Raw genomic sequence first — 19820 nt, 5'->3', positions numbered from 1 at the left:
TCAGGCCACAGTGCCGGAAGCGGCCTAGAAAATATCCGGTACCAGCGGTACTGTCGAGACACTGCACGTCCGAATGTAAACCTCGTTGGGGAGGCTTGGATATGGCCAGGACGCGAATGGTTCGACGTTGGCGGCGCAACATGGAGGTCCGCGACGACGCCGAATACGTGAACATGCTTGCCACACTGTCCGAGGGGTCGGTGCGGCGGAACTTCAATCCCTACACCGACATCGACTGGGAATCAGCGGAATACGCGGTGACCGAGAACGATCCGCGGTGGATCCTGCCGACAACCGACCCATTGGGCCGCCACCCCTGGTACCAGGCCCAGTCGGAGGAACGCAAGATCAAGATCGGCATGTGGCGACAGGCCAACGTCGCAAAGGTCGGCCTGCACTTCGAGTCGATCCTGATCCGCGGCCTCATGAACTACACCTTCTGGGTCCCGAACGGATCGCCGGAATACCGGTACTGCCTGCACGAGTCGGTCGAAGAGTGCAACCACACCATGATGTTCCAGGAGATGGTCAACCGCGTCGGCGCGGACGTCCCGGGGATGCCGCGGGTGCTGCGTTGGCTGTCGCCCCTGGTTCCGTTGGTGGCCGGGCCGCTGCCGGTGGCATTCTTCATCGGGGTGCTCGCGGGCGAGGAGCCGATCGACCACACGCAGAAAAACGTTCTGCGCGAAGGTAAATCGCTGCACCCGATCATGGAGCGGGTGATGGCGATCCACGTGGCCGAGGAGGCCCGGCATATCTCGTTCGCGCACGAGTTCCTACGCCGCCGCCTGCCGCAGCTAACCAAGCGGCAGCGGTTCTGGACGGCGCTGTACCTGCCGCTGACGATGAAGACCCTGTGTCGGGCGATCGTTGTGCCGCCCAAGGCGTTTTGGGAGGAATTCGACATCCCGCGCGAGGTCAAGGAGGAGCTCTTCTTCCGCTCGCCGGAGTCGCGGAAGTGGTTGAGCGACATGTTCGCCGACGTCCGAATGCTTGCCCACGACACCGGCCTGATGGAAACTCGTTCCGCCCGGCTGATGTGGCGGCTCTGCAAGATCGACGGCAAGCCGTCGCGCTACCGCAGCGAGCCGCAACGCCAGCACCTGGCCGTGTCCGCCGCATAGGTCCCCGGGTATCGATTTATGCCGCACGTTATTACCCAGTCGTGCTGCAACGACGGGTCCTGTGTCTTTGCGTGCCCGGTGAACTGTATTCACCCGACACCGGACGAGCCGGGCTTCGCGACCTCGGAGATGCTCTATATCGATCCGGTGGCCTGCGTGGACTGCGGTGCCTGCGTGAGCGCCTGCCCGGTGGGCGCGATCGCGCCCGACAGCCGGCTGGATGCCAAGCAGCTACCGTTCGCGGAGATCAACGCTTCGTTCTATCCCGAGCGGCCCGAAGGCGTGAAGCTGCCGCCGACTTCGAAGCTGGCGCCGGTGATCCCGGCCGCCGAGGTGCATGCCCGCCGCCGACCCCTGACCGTGGCCATCGTAGGCTCCGGGCCGGCCGCGATGTATGCGGCCGACGAACTGCTCACCCAGCACGGCGTGTTCGTGAACGTCTTCGAAAAGCTGCCCACGCCATACGGATTGGTGCGCGCCGGGGTGGCGCCCGACCATCAGAACACCAAGCGGGTCACTCGGCTGTTCGACCGGGTGGCCGCCCATCGCCGCTTCCGGTTCTACCTCAACGTCGAGGTGGGCCGGCACCTGAGCCACGCCGACCTGTTGGCCCATCACCACGCCGTGGTGTACGCGGTGGGCGCGCCCGACGACCGGCGCCTCGTTGTCGAAGGGATGGGTCTTCCGGGCACGGGAACCGCCACCGAGCTGGTCGCCTGGATCAACGGCCATCCCGAGTTCACCGATTTGCCAGTCGATCTCAGCCACGAGCGGGCGGTTATCATCGGCAACGGCAACGTCGCGCTCGACGTGGCCCGCTTACTCACCACCGACCCGGCCGAGCTTGGCCACACCGACATCTCCGACCACGCGTTGGCCGCATTCACCGGCTCCCGGGTCCGGGAAGTGGTGGTCGCGGCCCGGCGCGGGCCCGCCCACTCGGCCTTCACCCTGCCGGAACTAATCGGGCTGACGGGCCACTCCGAGGTCGTCCTCGACGCCGCCGACCACGAGCGGGTGGCTCGTGATCTGGCGGTGGCTCCCGATGCACTCACACGGCAAAAGTTGGAGGTCTTGAGCACGCTCGGCGACGCCTCGGTGCCGCCCTCGCGCCCCCGCATCCGGCTGGCGTACCAACTCACACCGGATCGCGTGCTGGGGGAGCGACGGGCCACCGGCGTGCGGTTCTCCATCACCGGCACCGGGCAGCCGCGCGACCTGGAGGCCGGGCTGGTGTTGACGTCGATCGGCTACCGCGGCAAGAGGATTGCCGACCTCCCCTTCGACGAGGCGGCGGGCGTCGTCCCGAACCACGACGGGCGTGTCGTCGATCCGGGTTCCGGTCAACCGGTCCCCGGTGCCTATGTCGCGGGATGGATCAAGCGCGGACCGACGGGGTTCATCGGCACCAACAAGTCGTGCTCGTTGCAGACCGTGCACGCCCTGGTCGGTGACTTCAACTCCGGCGAGCTGGCCGATCCCGTCGGCAAGCCCGAGGCCCTGGACAAGCTGGTGCGGGCGCGCCGTCCCGACGCCGTCGACTCCAGCGGATGGCGTGCCATTGACGCCGCCGAGATCGCGAGAGGCGCCGCCGAAGGACGGCCGCGCAACAAGTTCAGCGACATCGCCGACATGTTGGCCGCCGCAGCGGCCGCGCCCCCAGAGCCGGCGCCGCCCCTGCGACGCCGGCTGCTGGCCCGGTTGGGTGACAGGTAGCCGCGCGCTACATACAGGACATCGCGGCCTGGATCTCGTCGTAGCCGACCTCGCGGACCGGCTGCCCGAGCGACCACCGGTGGCCGAACGGGTCAACGACCACGCCGTAGCGGTCGCCCCAGAACTGGTCCTCAAGCGGGACGACCACCGTGGCGCCGGCGTCGATTGCCCGCTGGAACTTGGCGTCCACATCGGTCACCGTGAGATGGATGGTCACCGGGCTACCGCCCAGTGATTTGGGTGTCATCGACGTTCCGCCACAGGTCTCGGGAAAGTCATCGTTGAGCATGACCATGGACCCGTTGATGCGCACCGCGGCGTTGACCAGTTTGCCGTCGGCGCGAGGAACGCGGCCCAGCTCCTCGGCCCCGAAGGCCTGGACGTAGAAGTCGATCGCCGCGGCCGCGTCATCCACGACCAGGTGCGGTGATACTGCGGGCTCGACGTTGATCGCCATAGTGGTCTCCCTGCTGTCGGTTTCCGTGCCAGCCCGATGACTGGCTCACGGTTATTGACCGCGGTCGCGACACAAACTCATCGCGGCCCGGGACCATTCAAGCGCGGGGTACCGACAACGTTCAGGCGTGAGTGAGGACCCGGTCCCAGCCTTCGACGGCTTCCGGGCTGCGCGGGCCGGGGCCCACGTAGATCGCGGACGGGCGGACCAACTTGCCCAGCCGCTTCTGCTCGAGGATGTGCGCGCACCAGCCCGCGGTGCGTCCACAGGTAAACATCGCGGGCATCATGTTGGCCGGCACCCGGGCGAAGTCCAGGATCACGGCGGCCCAGAATTCGACATTGGTCTCGATGGCCCGGTCCGGACGACGCTCCCGCAACTCGGCCAAGGCAGCCTGTTCCAGCGCGACCGCGACCTCGTGGCGGGGTGCGCCCAGCCGCTCGGCGGTGGCGCGCAGCACCCGCGCGCGGGGGTCCTCCGCCCGGTAGACCCGGTGCCCGAATCCCATCAACTTCTCACCGCGGTCGAGGATGCCCTTGACCAGGGCGCGCGCGTCACCGGTGCGCTCGACCTCTTCGATCATCGGCAGGACCCGCGCGGGCGCCCCGCCGTGCAGCGGTCCGCTCATCGCGCCGATCGCTCCCGACAGCGCCGCCGCGACGTCCGCTCCAGTCGAGGCGATAACACGGGCGGTGAACGTCGAGGCGTTCATACCGTGCTCCGCGGCCGACACCCAGTACGCGTCAATCGCCTCCACGTGCCGCGGGTCCGGCTCGCCCTGCCATCGGGTCATGAAACGCGCCGTCACCGTTGGGCATTCGTCGATGACCCGCTGCGGGACCGCCGGTTGGTAGATGCCGCGCGCCGACTGCGCCACGTACGACAGGGCCATCACCGATGCCCGGGCCAGCTGATTGCGGGCGACGGCCTCGTCGGTGTCCAGGAGCGGCTTGTAGCCCCAGATCGGCGCCAGCATCGCCAGCCCGGCCTGCACGTCGACTCGGACATCACCCGTGTGAATCGGCAACGGGAACGGCTCGGCGGGGGGCAGCCCGTGGCCGAACTTGCCGTCGACCAGCAACGCCCAGACGTCGCCGAAGGTGACCTGCTGGTTCACCAGGTCCTGGATGTCGACGCCGCGGTAGCGCAGCGCGCCGCCGTTCTTGTCCGGCTCGGCGATTTCGGTCGTGAAAGCGACCACGCCCTCCAGTCCGGGCACGAAATTCTCGGGAACCACAGTCATGCGAAAAATTCTCGCACCCCACCCTCGGGCCGATGCTACCGGCCGGTAGCTACACCGGTAGCGTTGGCGCGATGGCGGGACCAGACGCCGGAACCGGCAAAGAACACCTGCAGCGGATGCGCGTGGAGTACGGGTCCGTCGAGAAGGACGGCAGCCCGGACCTCGACGTGGGCTGGCTGGACGACGGTTGGGTGGCCCTGCTGCGCAGGTGGATCGATGACGCCGAAGGATCGGGAGTTGCCGAGCCCAACGCCATGGTGCTGGCTACCGTCGTCGACGGCCGGCCGGTCAGCCGGACGGTGCTGTGCAAGAGCGTCGACGAGACCGGCATCACTTTCTTCACCAACTACGACTCGGCCAAGGGTGTCGAACTCGCGGCGACGCCCTACGCGTCGGTGACTTTCCCCTGGTTTCAGCTGGGTCGGCAGGTGCACCTTCGCGGTCCCGTGAGCAAGGTGGACCCCCAGGTCACCGAGGACTACTGGGCCAAGCGGCCGCGAGGCTCCCAACTGGGCGCGTGGGCGTCCCACCAATCACGCCCGATCGCGTCGCGCGCGGCCCTGCTCGACCAGCTCAAAGAGGTCACCGAGCGGTTCGCCGACGTGGAAAGCGTGCCGGTGCCGCCCCACTGGGGCGGATACCTGCTCGCACCCGAGGCGGTCGAATTCTGGCAGGGGCGGGAGAACCGGCTGCACAACCGTATCCGGGTTGTCGGGGATCGGATCGAGCGCCTACAGCCCTGACGCCCCGTGTCGATGCGCGGCGGGTGAACTGCCCGGCTTCGAGCGGGACTGCCATCCTGGCGAACGATGGACGAGACGGAATCGGTGCGTCAGATCTGGCGGTCGCTCGGGCTGCCCGGGATCGTCGACGTGCACACGCATTTCATGCCCAAGCCGGTGATGGACAAGGTTTGGCAGTACTTCGATGACGCCGGGCCCCTTGTTGGGCGCCGTTGGCCGATCGCCTACCGCGCCGACGAGCAGGAGCGGCTTCGCACGTTGCGCGGGTTCGGGGTGCGCGCATTCACCTCGCTGGTCTACCCACACAAACCGGAGATGGCGGCCTGGCTGAATCAATGGGCGGCGGCGTTCGCCGCGGCGACGCCGGACTGCCTGCACACGGCGACGCTCTACCCCGAGCCCGGCGTCGAGGGCTATGTGGGGCGGGCCATCGACCTCGGCGCGCGGGTCTTCAAGGTCCATATTCAGGTCGGCCGGTTCAGCCCGGCCGATCCGCTGCTGGATCGGGCGTGGGGCGCCATCGAGGATGCGTGCATTCCCGTCGTCATCCACTGCGGCTCCGGTCCCGTCGCCGGCGCGTACACCGGCGCCGAACCGGTCGCGGCGCTGCTGGCAGCCCATCCCCGCCTGCGCCTGATCGTCGCCCACCTCGGGATGCCCGAATACACCGACTTCCTCGACCTGGCCGAGCGGTACGACGACGTGCGACTCGACACCACGATGGCGTTCACCCCCTTCGTGGAGGAAACCATGCCCTTCCCGCCGTCGGAATACGGCCGGCTTCGCGACCACGCCGACCGCATCCTTTTCGGAAGTGATTTTCCCAACATCCCGTATGGCTTCGTCGAGGCGATGCGCGTCCTGACCCGGCTGCCCGGCGTCGATGACGAGTGGCTGCGAAGAGTGCTTTACGACAACGCCGCTCGACTCTTCGGTTTGGCCTGACGCCCGGCCGGGCCGCGAGGGTACGGGGGAGTTCCCACCGCTCATGCCAGATCCGGCGACCTGCGCGCCAAAACCAGTTACGCCCGTCAGCGGTTCTGAGATCCGGCATTCGCACGAGGGGACCGAGAAGGGGGACAGCGTCCGTCTGCGCCCTGGCCGGCGGCGTCTTCTCCGGCTGGTTGCCCAGGACCGCCAGGGCCTGGCTGTCCCTGGTCGCCGTCGCGGCGTGGGGGTTCGGGAGGGTCGGATTTGGAGTCGTCAGCGGGCACGTCGACGGCCGGGCCGGTGTGATGCTGGGCCGTCGGCGGCCCCGACCGCCACCGGGTCACCTGATGGATCGCTGAGGAACGTCCCCAGACACCACCCCGGGCAGGCGCACCGTCGCCATAACGACTACCTTCTGTCATAGGCACTGGGTCAGTGCAGCCATTCCAGCCAGAGCGCAAAGGGGTTCTCGTGGCCGACACCGACGACACCGCAACTCTGAAGTACCCCGGTGGCGAGATCGATCTGCAGATCGTCAGCGCCACCGAGGGGGCTGACGGCATTGCGCTCGGCTCGCTGTTGTCCAAGACCGGTTACACGACGTTCGACAACGGCTTCGTGAACACCGCGTCCACCAAGAGCGCCATCACCTACATCGACGGCGACGCCGGGATCCTGCGCTACCGCGGCTACCCGATCGAGCAACTCGCCGAGAAGTCGACCTTCATCGAGGTCAGCTATCTGCTGATCTACGGCGAGCTGCCCAACAAGCAGCAGCTCGACGATTTCACCAACCGGATCCAGCGGCACACCATGCTGCATGAAGACCTCAAGCGCTTCTTCGACGGCTTCCCGCCGAACGCCCACCCCATGCCGGTGTTGTCCAGCGTGGTGAACGCCCTGAGCTCGTACTATCCGGATGCGCTGGACCCGATGGACGCCGAGCAGGTCGACCTGTCGACGATCCGGCTCCTGGCCAAGCTGCCCACCATCGCCGCGTATGCCTACAAGAAGTCGGTTGGGCAGCCCTTCCTCTACCCGGACAACTCGCTGACCCTGGTCGAGAATTTCCTGCGGATGACGTTCGGCCTGCCGGCCGAGCCCTACGACGTCGACGCGGAGATCGTGCGGGCGCTGGACATGCTGCTCATCCTGCACGCCGACCACGAGCAGAACTGCTCGACGTCGACGGTCCGACTGGTGGGGTCGTCACAGGCAAACCTGTTCACGTCGATCTCCGGCGGCATCAATGCGCTGTGGGGGCCGCTGCACGGCGGCGCCAACCAGGCGGTGCTGGAAATGCTCGAGAAGATCCGCGAGAGCGACGACAACGTCAGCGAGTTCGTCCGCAAGGTCAAGAACCGCGAGGCCGGCGTCAAGTTGATGGGCTTCGGCCACCGCGTCTACAAGAACTACGACCCGCGCGCCCGGATCGTCAAGGAGCAGGCCGACAAGATTCTGGCCAAGCTCGGCGGTGACGACGATTTGCTGAGCATCGCCAAGGAGCTCGAAGAGGCGGCGCTGACCGACGACTATTTCGTCGAGCGCAAGCTCTACCCGAACGTCGACTTCTACACCGGCCTGATCTATCGGGCGCTCGGCTTCCCCACCCGGATGTTCACTGTGCTGTTCGCGCTGGGCCGGCTGCCCGGCTGGATCGCGCACTGGCGCGAAATGCACGACGAGGGCGACAGCAAGATCGGCCGTCCCCGCCAGATCTACACCGGCTACACCGAGCGCGACTACGCCGCCATCGACGGACGATAGGTTCACCGACGGCCTCCGCCGGCGAGCGACCGTGTCTGTACGGAGACACGCCGCCAAAGGCGTACAAATAGGGACGCTCGTCGTGGGACGAGGTAGTCACAGCGAGGCCAGCACCGCCATCGCGGCGTTGTGACCTCCGATACCCGATACCGCTCCGCCACGGCGAGCGCCCGAGCCGCATAACAGAATGCGTTCGTGGGTCGTGGCCACGCCCCAGCGCCGCGCCGGGGTGTCCAGCGGGTCGTCGTCGGTGGCGAACGGCCATGCCAGTCCGCCGTGGAAGATGTTGCCGTCGGTCATCGCCAGCGTGCGATGCAGGTCGAACGTGGTCGTGGTCTCGATGCACGGCCGGCCGTGCGCGTCGTCGATCAATACGTCCTGAACCCGTTCGGCCAGAACCGAATTCAACGACGCGAGCACCGACGCCGTCAGTCGCTCCCGCAGCGTGCCGGGGTCGGCGCCGCCGAACAGTGCGTGCGGGGTGTGCAGGCCGAACACCGTCATCGTGTGCGCCCCGGAGTCACGCAACTCGGCCGACAGAATGGTCGGATCGGTCAGGGAGTGGCAATAGGCTTCGCACGGCAATGGATCTGGTAGCTCGCCCGACGCCGCCCGCCCGTACGCCGTGTCCAGTTGGGTCCACGCCTCGTTGGCGTGGAACGTTCCGGCGAATGCCTGTTCGGGGGTGACGTTGCTGTCCCGCAGCGCGGGCAGCCGCCGCAGCACCATGTTCACCTTGACCTGCGAGCCCTGGGCCGACGGTGCCGTTTCCTCACCCAACAGCGCGGCCAGGACCGTCGGCGTCACCGCGGACAGGACAAAGCGACCCCGGACCGCGTGCTCGTCGTCGCCCAAGCGGAAGCGCACCAGGCCGTCCGGCTGCACGACGTAAACCTCTGCGTCGGTGGTGATTTCGGCTCCAGAGCCGCGGGCCGCGGTTGCCAGGGCCGCCGTCAGCGAGCCCATCCCGCCGATCGGGACGTTCCAATCTCCGGTGCCGCCGCCGAGCACGTGGTACAGGAAGCAGACGTTCTGCTCCAGCGCCGGATCGTCCATGCGGGCGAAGGTGCCGATCAGCGCATCGGTCGCGATCACCCCCCGCACCAGGTCGCTGTCCACCGCATCGGCGATGGCGTGCCCGATCGGCTCGTCCACCATGGCCCGCCACGCCGCCGCCGCGTCCGGATCGCCCCCCGCCAGGACGTGTCGGCGGACCTCCTCGCGGGCGCGCAGCGGCTCGAGCAGCGTCGGCCACAACCGCTCGGTCACCAGCCGGCAGCGCCGGTAGAACGCGGCGAAACCCTGCTCGTCACCTGCCGCGCCGATCGCTGGGAACGTGTTAGATCGGCCGATCAGCAGGCCGCTGCGCCCATCGGTCTCCGGATCGGGCGTGTAGGACGAAAACGGCCGCTTGGCCAACCGCATCGTGACGCCCAAGTCGTCGACGATGCGGGGTGGCAGCAGGCTGACGAGATACGAATACCGCGACAACCGGACGTCGACGCCGTCGAAAGCCTGCACCGAGACGGCAGCCCCGCCGACCTGCGGCAACCGCTCGAGCAACCGCACCCGCAGGCCCGCGCGGGCCAGGTAAGCGGCCGCGACCAGGCCGTTGTGGCCGCCGCCGACGATCACGACGTCGATGTCGGGCGCACGCTCGCTCAGTTCAGGTAGCCCTCGACCTCGTCGACCGGACGAACCTCCGCCTCCCGCGGGTCGCCGCCGCTGTCGCGAAGGGCCCGACGCTGCCGCAGCAGGTCCCAGCACTGGTCGAGCTCGATCTCGACGCGACGGAGTCGGTCATGCTCCTCCGAGGTGTCGATGTCGCCGTGCTGGAGCTGGTCGCGAAGAGTTTTCTCCTCGGCGACCAGGTCGCGGATGTGTGCCAGCGTCTCGCTGTCGGTCGGTTTTTTGCCGTTGCCCATCGCTCCAGTGTGCCCGACTTAAGAGTTCGGGCGGGACCTACTGGGTAGGCTGCATATCGCCTGCAGCGGGAACTGGGGGCGACGAGCAAAGCCAGGGAGGGGGCGATAGTGGTCTTGGAGGCCGGTTTGCGTGACGCGGACGCAACTGCCGAGTCGAACAAGGTGCCGGAGTTCTATCGCCGGTCGCTGGGCCTTCCCTGGCTCATCGGGGTGGTGGTTATGCCGTTGCTGATAGCGATAATCGGATACGGCGCGTTGGACCGCGCACAGACGGTGACGGGGCCCAGCGGGCCGCTGCCCACGTTGGCGCCGTCGGCCAACTCGGGTGGTCCGAAGTTGTTGTTGGCGCCGCTTTCAATTGTCCGCAAGGGCAACGACATCACCCTCAGCGGTGACTTTCCGGACAACGCCGCAAAAGCCGCGTTGATCAAGTCACTCAACGACTCACTGCCTCCAGGCACGAACATAATCGACCAAATTCACATCAACCCCAATGCCGTGGCGCTCGCCTTTTTCAACGCTCAGCCGGTTTTCAAAGACAGCGCGTCCATTCTCGACTTCACCCTCACGGTCAACGCGGACACCATTACGTTGACGGGCACCGCGGGATCGCAGGACCAGAAGAATGCGATCGAGGCCGACGCCAGGCGCATCTGGTCGAACCTGTACGTCGTCGACCAGGTGGCCGTGAACGGTGCCGTCCCACCACCGCCACCGGGCGCGCCTCCACCGCTCCCGCCCGCTGCCGTCGGGCAGTGCGCCGATCTGCAGTCAGCCCTCAATGCGGCCACCGGCGGTCCGATCACCTTCGGGAACGACGGGTTCAGCCTTACTCCGGTTGACCAGCAGATCTTGACCCAAGTCGCCGACAAGCTCAAGGCATGCCCGTCGGCGCACGCGGCGATCAACGGCTACACCGACAATTCCGGCACCGAAGCGATGAACATCCCATTAAGTACCCAGCGCGCCCAAACGGTCGCCGACTTCCTCACGGCCCACGGCGTCGCCGCCAATCAGCTCATCGTCAAGGGTCTCGGTTCGGTCAACCCCGTCGCGCCTAACGACACCGCGGATGGTCGCGCCAAAAACCGTCGAGTCGAACTCGTTGTGAGCTAAGGGGATTCGGCATGGGCTTCATGATTGAGTGGTTGTGCTACCTGATTGCCTTCGTGGCCGGCTCGGCGGTTGCGTGCCTGATCGCCAATGTCGCGATCAGGCGTGCCGCTAACCGGCAAGGTCCCATTGAGCCGAGCGGGCCCGGCGCGGTCGGGGGGCGGTGAATCACGTGCACTGGTCGATGTTCGGGTTGTCGTTCCTTATGGGGCTGGGCTTTACGCTCGTGCTGCTGGCCCGTCCCGTCCAACGCCACATCGCCGCGGCCGTCCCGCAGAATCGGCCGCAGTGGCCGACCACCACCGCCACCGCGGTCGAGGACCTCTTCACCACCAGGGGCGCGGTCGATGACGAGTTCGCGACGGCGAGGGTCGCCTCGCGACCGTCGGCGAACGAAGCGGTCGCCGGGGACGAGTCACCGACGACACACATTCCCGCCAAGCGAGAACCCTTGACCGATGGGCTTGCCGCCAAGGACGCGTTCGCGGCTGCGAACGCTGCGGCCCGCGAAGAGTTCTCCACGACTAATGCTCCGGCCGAGGAGATGCCCCCCGCCGAGGAGGCTCCCACGACGCAGACCCCTCTCGAACCGGAACCTTCGCCGCCCAGGCCGATGTTCGAGGATCCGTTCGCGGTGGCGAACGCTGCGGCCCCCGAAGAGTTCTTCACGACGAAGGTTCCGGCCGACGATGAGTCAACGACGACGGGTATTTCTGCCGGACAGGAGCCCCCGGCCGAGGGGACGTCGCCGTCGGAGGCGGCCCCTACGACGCAGATCCCTGCCGAATCGGAACCTCCGCCGCGCAGGCCGGTGTTCGAGGATCCGTTCGCCGCGGCGAACGCCGCGGCCCGCGATCTTTTATCCGAACCGCAGGATCTGGCGCCAGATGTGTTCCCGGCGACGTCGATTCCGGTTGAGCACGAAGGCCTGCCGCAATCCGGTGGGCGCGAGTCGGAGCCGTCGGCGGAAGGATTCGCGCTGACGCATCCCGCCGCCCGCGAGGAGCCCTCGTCCGAGGAGCCTGCGCCCGGGCCGGAATCGCTACCGGAAGGATTGGCCTCTGAGGTCGAGGGTGCGGCGGCGGACAGCGAAGCCCCCGCAGAGGACGTGGGTGCGGTGGCGGAGGTTCCGGTCGCAGAGGAACCGGTCTCTGAGTTTGTCTTTGTCGACGAGGCCCCCTCGGCGGAGGTGGCACGCGTCGAGGAAGAGCTTGAGGCGACGGGGGTGCCCGTCGCCGAGGGGGAGCCCTCGCCGGAGACTCTGGCCGAGCCCCAGCCGTTGGTGGAAGACGCGCCCGGCGCCGACGAACCGATTACCGAGGAAGCCGCGACCCGCGAAGAGTTCTTCACGACGGCGCCGATTCAGGACGGGTCTTCAGCCACGGAAGTTCCCGTCGCGCACGGGGAACCGTCGCCGGAAACTGTTGTTGAGCCCGGGCCGTTGGTGGACGACGTGGCCGGCGCCGAAGAGCTGGTTACCGAGGAGCCTGCCGTTCGTGAGGAGTTCTTCGCGATGCCGCCCGCAGATGACGTGGGTGCGGTGGCGGAGGTTCCGGTCGCAGAGGAACCGGTCTCTGAGTTTGTCTTTGTCGACGAGGCCCCCTCGGCGGAGGTGGCACGCGTCGAGGAGGAGCTTGAGGCGACGGGGGTGCCCGCCGCCGAGGGGGAGCCCTCGCCGGAGACTCTGGCCGAGCCCCAGCCGTTGGTGGAAGACGCGCCCGGCGCCGACGAACCGATTACCGAGGAAGCCGCGACCCGCGAAGAGTTCTTCACGACGGCGCCGATTCAGGACGGGTCTTCAGCCACGGAAGTTCCCGTCGCGCACGGGGAACCGTCGCCGGAAACTGTTGTTGAGCCCGGGCCGTTGGTGGACGACGTGGCCGGCGCCGAAGAGCTGGTTACCGAGGAGCCTGCCGTTCGTGAGGAGTTCTTCGCGACGGCGCCCGCAGATGACGTGGGTGCGGTGGCGGAGGTTCCGGTCGCAGAGGAACCGGTCTCTGAGGTTGTCTTTGTCGACGAGGCCCCCTCGGCGGAGGTGGCACGCGTCGAGGAGGAGCTTGAGGCGACGGGGGTGCCCGCCGCCGAGGGGGAGCCCTCGCCGGAGACTCTGGCCGAGCCCCAGCCGAAGGTGCACGACGTGCCCGGTGCCGAAGAGCTGCCAACGACAGCCATTCCCGTCCCCACCGATGCGCCCAAGGCCAGGATTTCGTTGCTCGCGCGGCTGCTGCGAAAGAAGGCTCCGCCCGCCGATGATTCACCGACGACGAAGATTCCGGTCGCGGACGATGCGCCGACAGTCAGAATTCCGGTCGTCAAGCAACCACCGACGAAGAAGCCCCCCGCCAAGAAAACCCCGCCCGCCAAGGGAAGGCCACTGCAAAAGCCGCCGGCCAAGGGTGCGCCCGGGAAGAAGCCGCCCCCCGCGCGGCTGTGGCCGGAGAAGAAAAGTGCGGCCGCCACGGGTGCGCCGGCGAAGAAGGCCCCGCCGGCGAAAGACTTACTTACGAAGAAGATTCGCAAATTGCCCTACGAGCCGTTCGGTCCGGGGTCCGCACGTGCCACCGCCAACGGCGGCGGCCCGGCGGGCTGGCTGGTGAAGGGCCGCACCGACACACGGCTCTACTACACCCCCGACGACCCGCCCTACGAACTCACCGTCGCTCAGGTCTGGTTCAAGAACGAGCAGTCCGCTGCGCGTGCCCTTTTCACGCCTTGGAGTAAAAGCTCGAAGAAGCGCTAGCTCGGCCCCGGGAGACGCAGCACCAGCCGCGCGCCGCCGAGCGGGCTGTTCTCCAAGGCCGCGGTCCCGCCATGCAGGTGAGCCTGCTGGGCCACAAGCGCCAACCCCAGCCCGGATCCCGAGTGCGAGGCCGTCGATCCCCGGGAGAATCGCTCGAACACCACTTGGCGCTCCTGTTCGGGCACCCCGCTGCCGTTGTCATCTACCGTGATCTCCACCCCGGCTCGCGAGCTGACGGCCGAGAGCTGGACTTTGGTGGCGCCACCGTGTTTGACGGCGTTGGCGATGGCATTGTCGACGGCGAGGCGCAATCCGGCGGGCAGTCCGACGATTATGCAGGTCGGCGACGGCACCAGTGAGACGTCGAGGTCGGGATACACCCGCATGGCGTCGTGCGCGGCGCGGTCGAGCAGTTCGGTGATGTCGACGGGCACGTGGTCGTCGGACGTCGACAGTTCGCCCTGGGCCAACCGCTCCAGGGCGCTCAGGGTGGCCTCGATCCTGGACTGCGTGCGGACCACGTCGTTGAGCACCTCCTTGCGCTGGTCGTCGGTCATGTCGAGGGTGGACAAGACTTCAAGGTTGGTGCGCATCGCGGTCAGGGGGGTGCGCAGCTCGTGGGAGGACACCGCCGCGAAGTCGCGGGCCGACGCGAGCGCCTCTTTCGTGCGGTTCTGTTCGTTCCAGATGCGTTGCAGCATCCCCCGCATCGCCTCGGCGATCTCGACGGCTTCGCTGGCGCCGTGCACCTCGACGCGCGGTGCCTCGTCCCCGGCGTCGATCAGTCGCGTCTGCTGCGCGAGCTGTTTGAATGGCCGCACGGCGAAAGCCGCCAGCAGCCAGGCGAATACGGCCGCGGCGGCGATGGCGAACCCGCAAATCAGCAGGACCCGCCGATGCAGGTTGTTGGTCTCGGCGAGTGTCGCGCCGTACGTCGCACCGACGGCGAGCGACGAAGGCTCGGGCCCGGGAATCTCTACCGTGCGCACCCGATAACGCACGCCGCCGACGTAGGTGTCCGCGTAGTCCACGTTGAGTTTGGGCATCGTGACATCGGAATTCGACTTCACCAGGTCGCCGCGGCGCACCGTCATGATGGCGTCGTTGTCATTGGGCGAGCGCGGTATTTCGTCGAGACCGCGGGGCAGGAGCGGAATCGCGAAGCCGGCGGCCTCGTCGAGATGGCGGTCCAATCGCTCCTTGCGGTCGTTGGTGATCCCGACCCAGACGACGGTTCCCACGATCAACACCGGTATCGCGGCGCCGATGGCCGTCGCGACCACCACCCGGGTTCGCAGCGAAGGCGTACGGGCGAAGATCCGGGACAGGACGTTCATGGCCGTTTGATCACTGCATTCGCAGCACGAACCCGACTCCGCGAACGGTGTGCAGCAGCCGCGGGCCCCCGTTGGCCTCCAGCTTGCGGCGCAGATACCCGATGAACACGTCGACGACGTTGGTATCGGCGGCGAAGTCGTAGCCCCACACCAGCTCCAACAGCTGCGCGCGGGACAGCACCGCGGTCTTGTGTTCGGCCAGCACCGCCAGCAGGTCGAATTCGCGCTTGGTGAGGTCGACGTCGACGCCGTTGACCCGGGCGCGCCGGCCAGGGATGTCCACTTCCAGCGGGCCGACCGTGATGGTCTCGGAGGACGACGTGGCGGTCGCACCGCGGCGGCGCAGCAGCGCCTTCACCCGCGCCACCAATTCGGCCAACACGAACGGCTTCACCACGTAGTCGTCGGCGCCGGCCTCGAGGCCGGCCACGCGGTCGTCGACCGAGCTGCGCGCGCTGAGGACGCAGACGGGCACGTCGTTGTCCATGGCGCGCAGCGCCGTAACGACACTCACGCCGTCCAGCACGGGCATGTTGATGTCGAGCACGATCGCATCCGGCCGCGTCTCCGTGGCGCTGCGCAACGCCTCGGCGCCGTCGACCGCCGTCGAGACCTCGAATCCGGACAGGCGCAGGCCGCGTTCCAGCGAGGCGAGTACGTCGGAGTCGTCGTCGACGACCAAGACCCGCGGTGAGGTCGCTCCAGAGTCCATCCCGCCATTTTGCCTGATTGCCGGCTATCTAGGTGGGAGGTCGGCCGCCAAGTCGCGCGGCTCGCGGGGTGCAGGGGCTAACCGAGCCCGCTCAGTTGAAGCGCAAGCTGTCGTCGCACGGCGGGGACAGTGCCGGCCCGAATTGCGGACGGGCCGCAGCGGGCGCGGCAGCGTCGCGATCCGAGTGAGCCGCCCGGCGAGTTTCAGCACCCGTTCGGCCCGTTCTCGTTGAGTGGTGCTGTACGCGTCCAACGCGGCGTCGGATCCACCGCCGAGCACCCGGGCCAGCGCGGCGGACAGCGCGGCCGCGTCGGTGATGCCGAGGTTCATGCCCTTTTGGGACACAGCTCGGGCCGTAGATCGTTTCGCTGGTGGGCCCCGAGGAAGCCGCAACGCGCGCCGGGCTGATCGCGAGTCAGCTCCTCGGCATGGCGTGGTGTCGCTTCGTCCTGCGGTTGCAGCCCGTCGTCGACATGAACCGAGACGAAATCGTGGAGTGGCTCGGCCCGACGATTCAGCGCTACCTCGGGTTGCCGGACGGCTGAGTCGCGAGATATAAACCACCGCGACTCCGCCCGGCGTGTCGTGTGCGTGGTTTATGTGTCGCGGGCCCGGCGGCGGCGCGCAGGGAAGGCGGGTACGGCGCTCAGGGCAATCCGATCCGCCGGTAGCGCTGCAATCGCGCCGCCAGCCGTTCGGCGGCGGGCATGCCGCGCAGGCCATGGACCTCCGTGGCGATGGCGTGCGACAGGCGTCGGCAGAACTCGACCGGTTCGTCGGCGGCGTCGGAATGCTCGGGAATGATGGCGTCGACGATCCCGCTTGCCAGTAGGTCTGCTGACCGGATGCCTTGTGCTGCAGCCAATTCCGGGGCGTGCTCGGTGTCACGATAGACGATCGCGCTGGCGCCCTCGGGCGGCAGCGGCGCCAGCCAGCCGTGCAGCGCGGCCAGCACCCTATCGGCGGGCGCCATCGCCAGCGCCGGCCCGCCGCTGCCCTGGCCCAGCAGCACCGACACCGTCGGGGTGTCCAGCGTCACCAGTTCGGCCAGGCACTGGGCGATCTGGCCGGCGAGGCCGCCCTGCTCAGCCTCCGCGGAAAGGGCAGGTCCCGCGGTGTCGATCACAAGGACCAGCGGCAGGCGCAGCTCGGCGGCCAGCGCCATGCCGCGCCGCGCCTCGCGCAGCGACTCGGGCCCGACGATCCCCCCGGTGACCCGCTGCTGCCCCAGTACCACCGCCGGCTGCCCGGTGAACCGGGCCAGTGCCAGCAGCATCGTCGCCGCCTCCCCCTGATCGGTGGCCGACAGCAGCACCACGTCGGTGGCGCCGTTCCGCAACAACGGTCCGACGCCCGGCCGGTCGGGTCGCCGCGACGCCACCACGGAGTCCCACGCCGGCACGTCGGGTATGGGCTCGGGGGGTTGCGGCGCGGGCAGCGGCCCCGGTGGGTCGGCGATCACCCTGAGCGCGCGGTCCACGGTGGGGCGCAGGTCTTCGACCGCCACGACGCCGTCGATCACCCCGTGGCGTTGCAGGTTCTCGGCGGTCTGCACGCCCTCGGGAAATGGTTCGCCGTACAGCAGCCGGTACACCCGGGGACCCAGGAAGCCGATCAGCGCGCCGGGCTCGGCGAGGGTGACGTGCCCCAACGAGCCCCAGGATGCGAACACCCCGCCGGTGGTGGGGTTGCGCAGGTACACGACATACGGCAGGTGTGCCTGCTTGTGCAGCCTGACGGCCGCGGCGATCTTGACCATCTGCAGGAAAGCCACGGTGCCCTCCTGCATGCGAGTGCCGCCGGAGCTCGGCGACGCCAGCAACGGCAGGCCCTCGGCGGTCGCCCGCTGCACGGCGTCGGTGATCCGTTCGGCCGCCGCCACCCCGATCGATCCGCCGAGGAAGCTGAACTCGGACACCACCACGGCCACGCGGCGCCCGAATAGGCGTCCCTCGCCGGTGAGCACCGATTCGTCCAGGCCGGTGGCCGTCCGCGCCTCCGCCAGCTCCTGCGCGTAGGAATCTGATGTCGGCAGTGCCAGCGGCTCGCTGTCCCAGCTGGTGAAGGAGCCTTCGTCCAGCACCGCGTCTCGGAGTTGACCAGCTGTGATACGACGCACGCCACGAGGCTATATAGGGTGGCTGCCATGATCGGTATCACCCAGGCCGAAGCGGTTATGACCATCGAGTTGCAGCGCCCGGAGCGCCGCAACGCCCTGAATTCCGAGCTCGTCGAGGAGCTGCGGGAGGCCATCCAGAAGGCCGACGACGGGTCGACGCGCGCGATCGTTCTCACCGGCCAGGGCACGGTGTTCTGCGCCGGCGCCGACCTCAGCGGTGACGCGTTCGCCGCCGACTACCCCGACCGGCTCATCGAGCTCCACAAGGTCATGGACGCCACACCCGTACCAGTGATCGGCGCCATCAACGGCCCGGCCATCGGCGCCGGCCTGCAGCTTGCCATGCAATGCGACCTGCGGGTCGTGGCGCCGGACGCATTCTTCCAGTTCCCGACCTCCAAATATGGTCTGGCGCTGGATAACTGGAGCATCCGTCGGCTGTCTTCCCTGGTCGGTCACGGCCGTGCCCGCGCGATGTTGCTGACCGCGGAGAAGCTCCCCGCCGACGTCGCGTTGCAGACCGGAATGGCCAACCGCATCGGGACGCTGGCCGATGCCCAGGCCTGGGCCCACGAGATCGCCGCCCTGGCGCCGCTGGCGATCCAGCACGCCAAACGCGTGCTCAACGACGACGGGGCCATCGAGGAAGCCTCGCCGGAGCACAAGGAGCTCTTCGACAAGGCGTGGGGCAGCCAGGACGTGATCGAGGCGCAGGTGGCCCGGGTGGAGAAGCGGCCACCGAAGTTCCAGGGGGCCTGACGGTCATGGTCCGGGGGGCGCTACGACTGGCCGCCGGCACCGCCTCGCTGGCGGCCGGGAGCTGGTTGGTGCGCGCGCTGCACGGTGCGCCGGCCGCCCTGGGCGCCGACCCCTCGGCGATCCGCGCGGTGGCGGAGGGGTCGCCCAACTACCGCGACGGCGTCTTCGTCAACCTCGATCCCGCCTCCATCTACAAGATGGATCGCGAGCAACTGCAGCTCATCGTGTGGGAATTGATCGGTAACCGCGGGGGGAGCCGTCCGAGCGCGCCGATCCCGTTGGCCGCACCGGCGATCTTCGACGGCGACGCCAGTCGGCTCGCCGTCAGCTGGTTCGGCCACTCGACGGCTCTGCTGGAAGTGGACGGGTACCGCATCTTGACGGACCCGGTGTGGAGCAATCGATGCTCACCGTCGGACATCGTGGGACCACAGCGGCTGCACCCGCCACCGGTCCAACTGGAAGGCCTTCCCGCGGTCGACGCCGTGGTCATCAGCCACGACCACTACGACCACCTCGATATCGACACCGTGCTGGCGTTGGCCCAGACTCAGCGCTCCCCGTTCTTCGTGCCGCTCGGGATCGGTGCCCACCTGCGGGCCTGGGGCATCCCCGAGCATCGCATCGTCGAACTCGACTGGCATGAGAGTGCGAAGCTCGACGAGCTGACGCTGATTTGCCTGCCCGCGCGCCACTTTTCGGGGCGCTTCGTCGATCGCAACACCACGCTGTGGGCGTCGTGGGCGTTCGTCGGCCCGACACACCGCGCGTACTTCGGCGGCGACACCGGCTACACGAAGAGCTTCGCGCAGATCGGTGCCGACCAAGGACCGTTCGACATGACGCTGATGCCCATCGGCGCCTACAACACCGCCTGGCCGGACATTCACATGAATCCCGAGGAGGCGGTCCGGGCTCACCTGGATGTCACCGACTCGGGGTCGGGGCTGCTGGTGCCGATCCACTGGGGCACCTTCCGGCTGGCGCCCCACCCGTGGGCCGAGCCCGTCGAACGCTTGCTCAAGGCCGCCGAGTCCGCGCAGGTCGACGTGGCCGTCCCGGTGCCCGGTCAACGCATTGATCCCGCCGGTCCGATCAAGTCCAACCCGTGGTGGCGGCTCTGACTCGCTGATTG

At 68.0% G+C, this 19820-nt stretch carries 19 protein-coding genes; 11 read left to right on the top strand and 8 right to left on the bottom strand.

Features of this window, described 5'->3' with window-relative positions; translation table 11 throughout:
• Positions 1-101: 101 nt before the first annotated feature.
• Together G6N56_RS12545 and G6N56_RS12540 are read left to right on the top strand one after the other, a co-directional pair.
• The gene (locus G6N56_RS12545) at positions 102-1124 is read left to right on the top strand and encodes an AurF N-oxygenase family protein (protein WP_085255982.1); all 1023 of its coding nucleotides are present in this window, start codon (positions 102-104) and stop codon (positions 1122-1124) included.
• Between the two features lie 18 nt (positions 1125-1142).
• On the top strand, positions 1143-2840 hold the full coding sequence (locus tag G6N56_RS12540; protein ID WP_085255983.1) for a 4Fe-4S binding protein: 1698 nt from the start codon (positions 1143-1145) through the stop codon (positions 2838-2840).
• Positions 2841-2847: 7 nt separating this feature from the next.
• On the opposite strand, the gene G6N56_RS12535 is transcribed toward G6N56_RS12540, so the two are convergent.
• Together G6N56_RS12535 and G6N56_RS12530 are read right to left on the bottom strand one after the other, a co-directional pair.
• Positions 2848-3297: a VOC family protein gene (locus G6N56_RS12535; protein ID WP_085255984.1), complete on the bottom strand. Its 450-nt coding sequence runs from the start codon at positions 3295-3297 to the stop codon at positions 2848-2850.
• Between the two features lie 121 nt (positions 3298-3418).
• Positions 3419-4540, bottom strand: coding sequence for a citrate synthase 2 (locus G6N56_RS12530; RefSeq protein WP_085255985.1), 1122 nt, complete (start codon positions 4538-4540; stop codon positions 3419-3421).
• A 116-nt stretch (positions 4541-4656) separates the two neighbouring features.
• On the opposite strand from G6N56_RS12530, the gene pdxH reads away from it, so the two are divergent.
• From pdxH to G6N56_RS12515, 3 genes are all read left to right on the top strand, one after another.
• Entirely contained in the window at positions 4657-5283 is a 627-nt protein-coding gene (gene pdxH / locus G6N56_RS12525; protein WP_142280627.1) for a pyridoxamine 5'-phosphate oxidase, read from the top strand.
• A 66-nt stretch (positions 5284-5349) separates the two neighbouring features.
• Positions 5350-6228 (top strand): amidohydrolase family protein, encoded by an 879-nt coding sequence (locus G6N56_RS12520; protein ID WP_085255987.1) that lies wholly within the window; start codon positions 5350-5352, stop codon positions 6226-6228.
• A 456-nt stretch (positions 6229-6684) separates the two neighbouring features.
• Complete coding sequence (locus G6N56_RS12515; protein WP_085255988.1) at positions 6685-7980, top strand: citrate synthase; 1296 nt, start codon at positions 6685-6687, stop codon at positions 7978-7980.
• Positions 7981-8076: 96 nt separating this feature from the next.
• Here the strand turns inward: G6N56_RS12515 and G6N56_RS12510 are convergent, their stop codons facing one another.
• Positions 8077-9645, bottom strand: a complete 1569-nt coding sequence (locus G6N56_RS12510) for a phytoene desaturase family protein (protein ID WP_142280628.1) — start codon at positions 9643-9645, stop codon at positions 8077-8079.
• Complete coding sequence (locus G6N56_RS12505; protein WP_085255989.1) at positions 9642-9905, bottom strand: DUF2630 family protein; 264 nt, start codon at positions 9903-9905, stop codon at positions 9642-9644. The genes G6N56_RS12510 and G6N56_RS12505 overlap by 4 nt, the downstream gene beginning before the upstream one ends.
• Positions 9906-10013: 108 nt before the next feature.
• On the opposite strand from G6N56_RS12505, the gene arfA reads away from it, so the two are divergent.
• Genes arfA through arfC form a run of 3 tightly spaced genes read left to right on the top strand, consistent with a single transcriptional unit; the run spans position 10014 to position 13758 of the window.
• Positions 10014-11021: a channel-forming protein ArfA/OmpATb gene (arfA, locus tag G6N56_RS12500; protein WP_085255990.1), complete on the top strand. Its 1008-nt coding sequence runs from the start codon at positions 10014-10016 to the stop codon at positions 11019-11021.
• A gap of 11 nt (positions 11022-11032) precedes the next feature.
• Positions 11033-11185: a channel accessory protein ArfB gene (arfB, locus tag G6N56_RS28420; RefSeq protein ID WP_169717525.1), complete on the top strand. Its 153-nt coding sequence runs from the start codon at positions 11033-11035 to the stop codon at positions 11183-11185.
• 38 nt (positions 11186-11223) lie between these two features.
• Complete coding sequence (arfC, locus tag G6N56_RS29780) at positions 11224-13758, top strand: channel accessory protein ArfC, sunset domain variant (protein ID WP_456299251.1); 2535 nt, start codon at positions 11224-11226, stop codon at positions 13756-13758.
• Here arfC and G6N56_RS12485 read toward each other — a convergent pair.
• From G6N56_RS12485 to G6N56_RS12475, 3 genes are read right to left on the bottom strand one after another with little or no spacing between them, the layout of a single operon-like run.
• A complete protein-coding gene (locus tag G6N56_RS12485) occupies positions 13755-15095 on the bottom strand; it encodes a HAMP domain-containing sensor histidine kinase (protein ID WP_085255991.1) in 1341 nt (446 codons plus the stop codon). The genes arfC and G6N56_RS12485 overlap by 4 nt on opposite strands.
• Positions 15096-15105: 10 nt before the next feature.
• Positions 15106-15807 (bottom strand): two-component system response regulator PrrA, encoded by a 702-nt coding sequence (gene prrA, locus G6N56_RS12480; protein WP_163645116.1) that lies wholly within the window; start codon positions 15805-15807, stop codon positions 15106-15108.
• 24 nt (positions 15808-15831) lie between these two features.
• A complete protein-coding gene (locus G6N56_RS12475) occupies positions 15832-16137 on the bottom strand; it encodes an FAD-dependent monooxygenase (RefSeq protein WP_232069336.1) in 306 nt (101 codons plus the stop codon).
• 41 nt (positions 16138-16178) lie between these two features.
• Here G6N56_RS12475 and G6N56_RS12470 point away from each other — a divergent pair, with 41 nt between their 5' ends.
• The gene (locus tag G6N56_RS12470; protein ID WP_232069286.1) at positions 16179-16352 is read left to right on the top strand and encodes a TetR/AcrR family transcriptional regulator; all 174 of its coding nucleotides are present in this window, start codon (positions 16179-16181) and stop codon (positions 16350-16352) included.
• 101 nt (positions 16353-16453) lie between these two features.
• On the opposite strand, the gene G6N56_RS12465 is transcribed toward G6N56_RS12470, so the two are convergent.
• Positions 16454-17926, bottom strand: coding sequence for an acetyl-coenzyme A carboxylase carboxyl transferase subunits beta/alpha (locus G6N56_RS12465; protein ID WP_085255993.1), 1473 nt, complete (start codon positions 17924-17926; stop codon positions 16454-16456).
• A 27-nt stretch (positions 17927-17953) separates the two neighbouring features.
• On the opposite strand from G6N56_RS12465, the gene G6N56_RS12460 reads away from it, so the two are divergent.
• Both G6N56_RS12460 and G6N56_RS12455 read left to right on the top strand, forming a co-directional pair.
• A complete protein-coding gene (locus tag G6N56_RS12460; RefSeq protein ID WP_085255994.1) occupies positions 17954-18685 on the top strand; it encodes an enoyl-CoA hydratase in 732 nt (243 codons plus the stop codon).
• A 5-nt stretch (positions 18686-18690) separates the two neighbouring features.
• Positions 18691-19809 (top strand): MBL fold metallo-hydrolase, encoded by a 1119-nt coding sequence (locus G6N56_RS12455; RefSeq protein ID WP_085255995.1) that lies wholly within the window; start codon positions 18691-18693, stop codon positions 19807-19809.
• The last annotated feature ends 11 nt before the right edge of the window (positions 19810-19820 follow it).

Source organism: Mycobacterium saskatchewanense (assembly GCF_010729105.1).
GTDB lineage: Bacteria > Actinomycetota > Actinomycetes > Mycobacteriales > Mycobacteriaceae > Mycobacterium > Mycobacterium saskatchewanense.
Note: the sequence above shows the minus strand (reverse complement) of the source record. Positions and strands in the feature narration are given on the sequence as shown.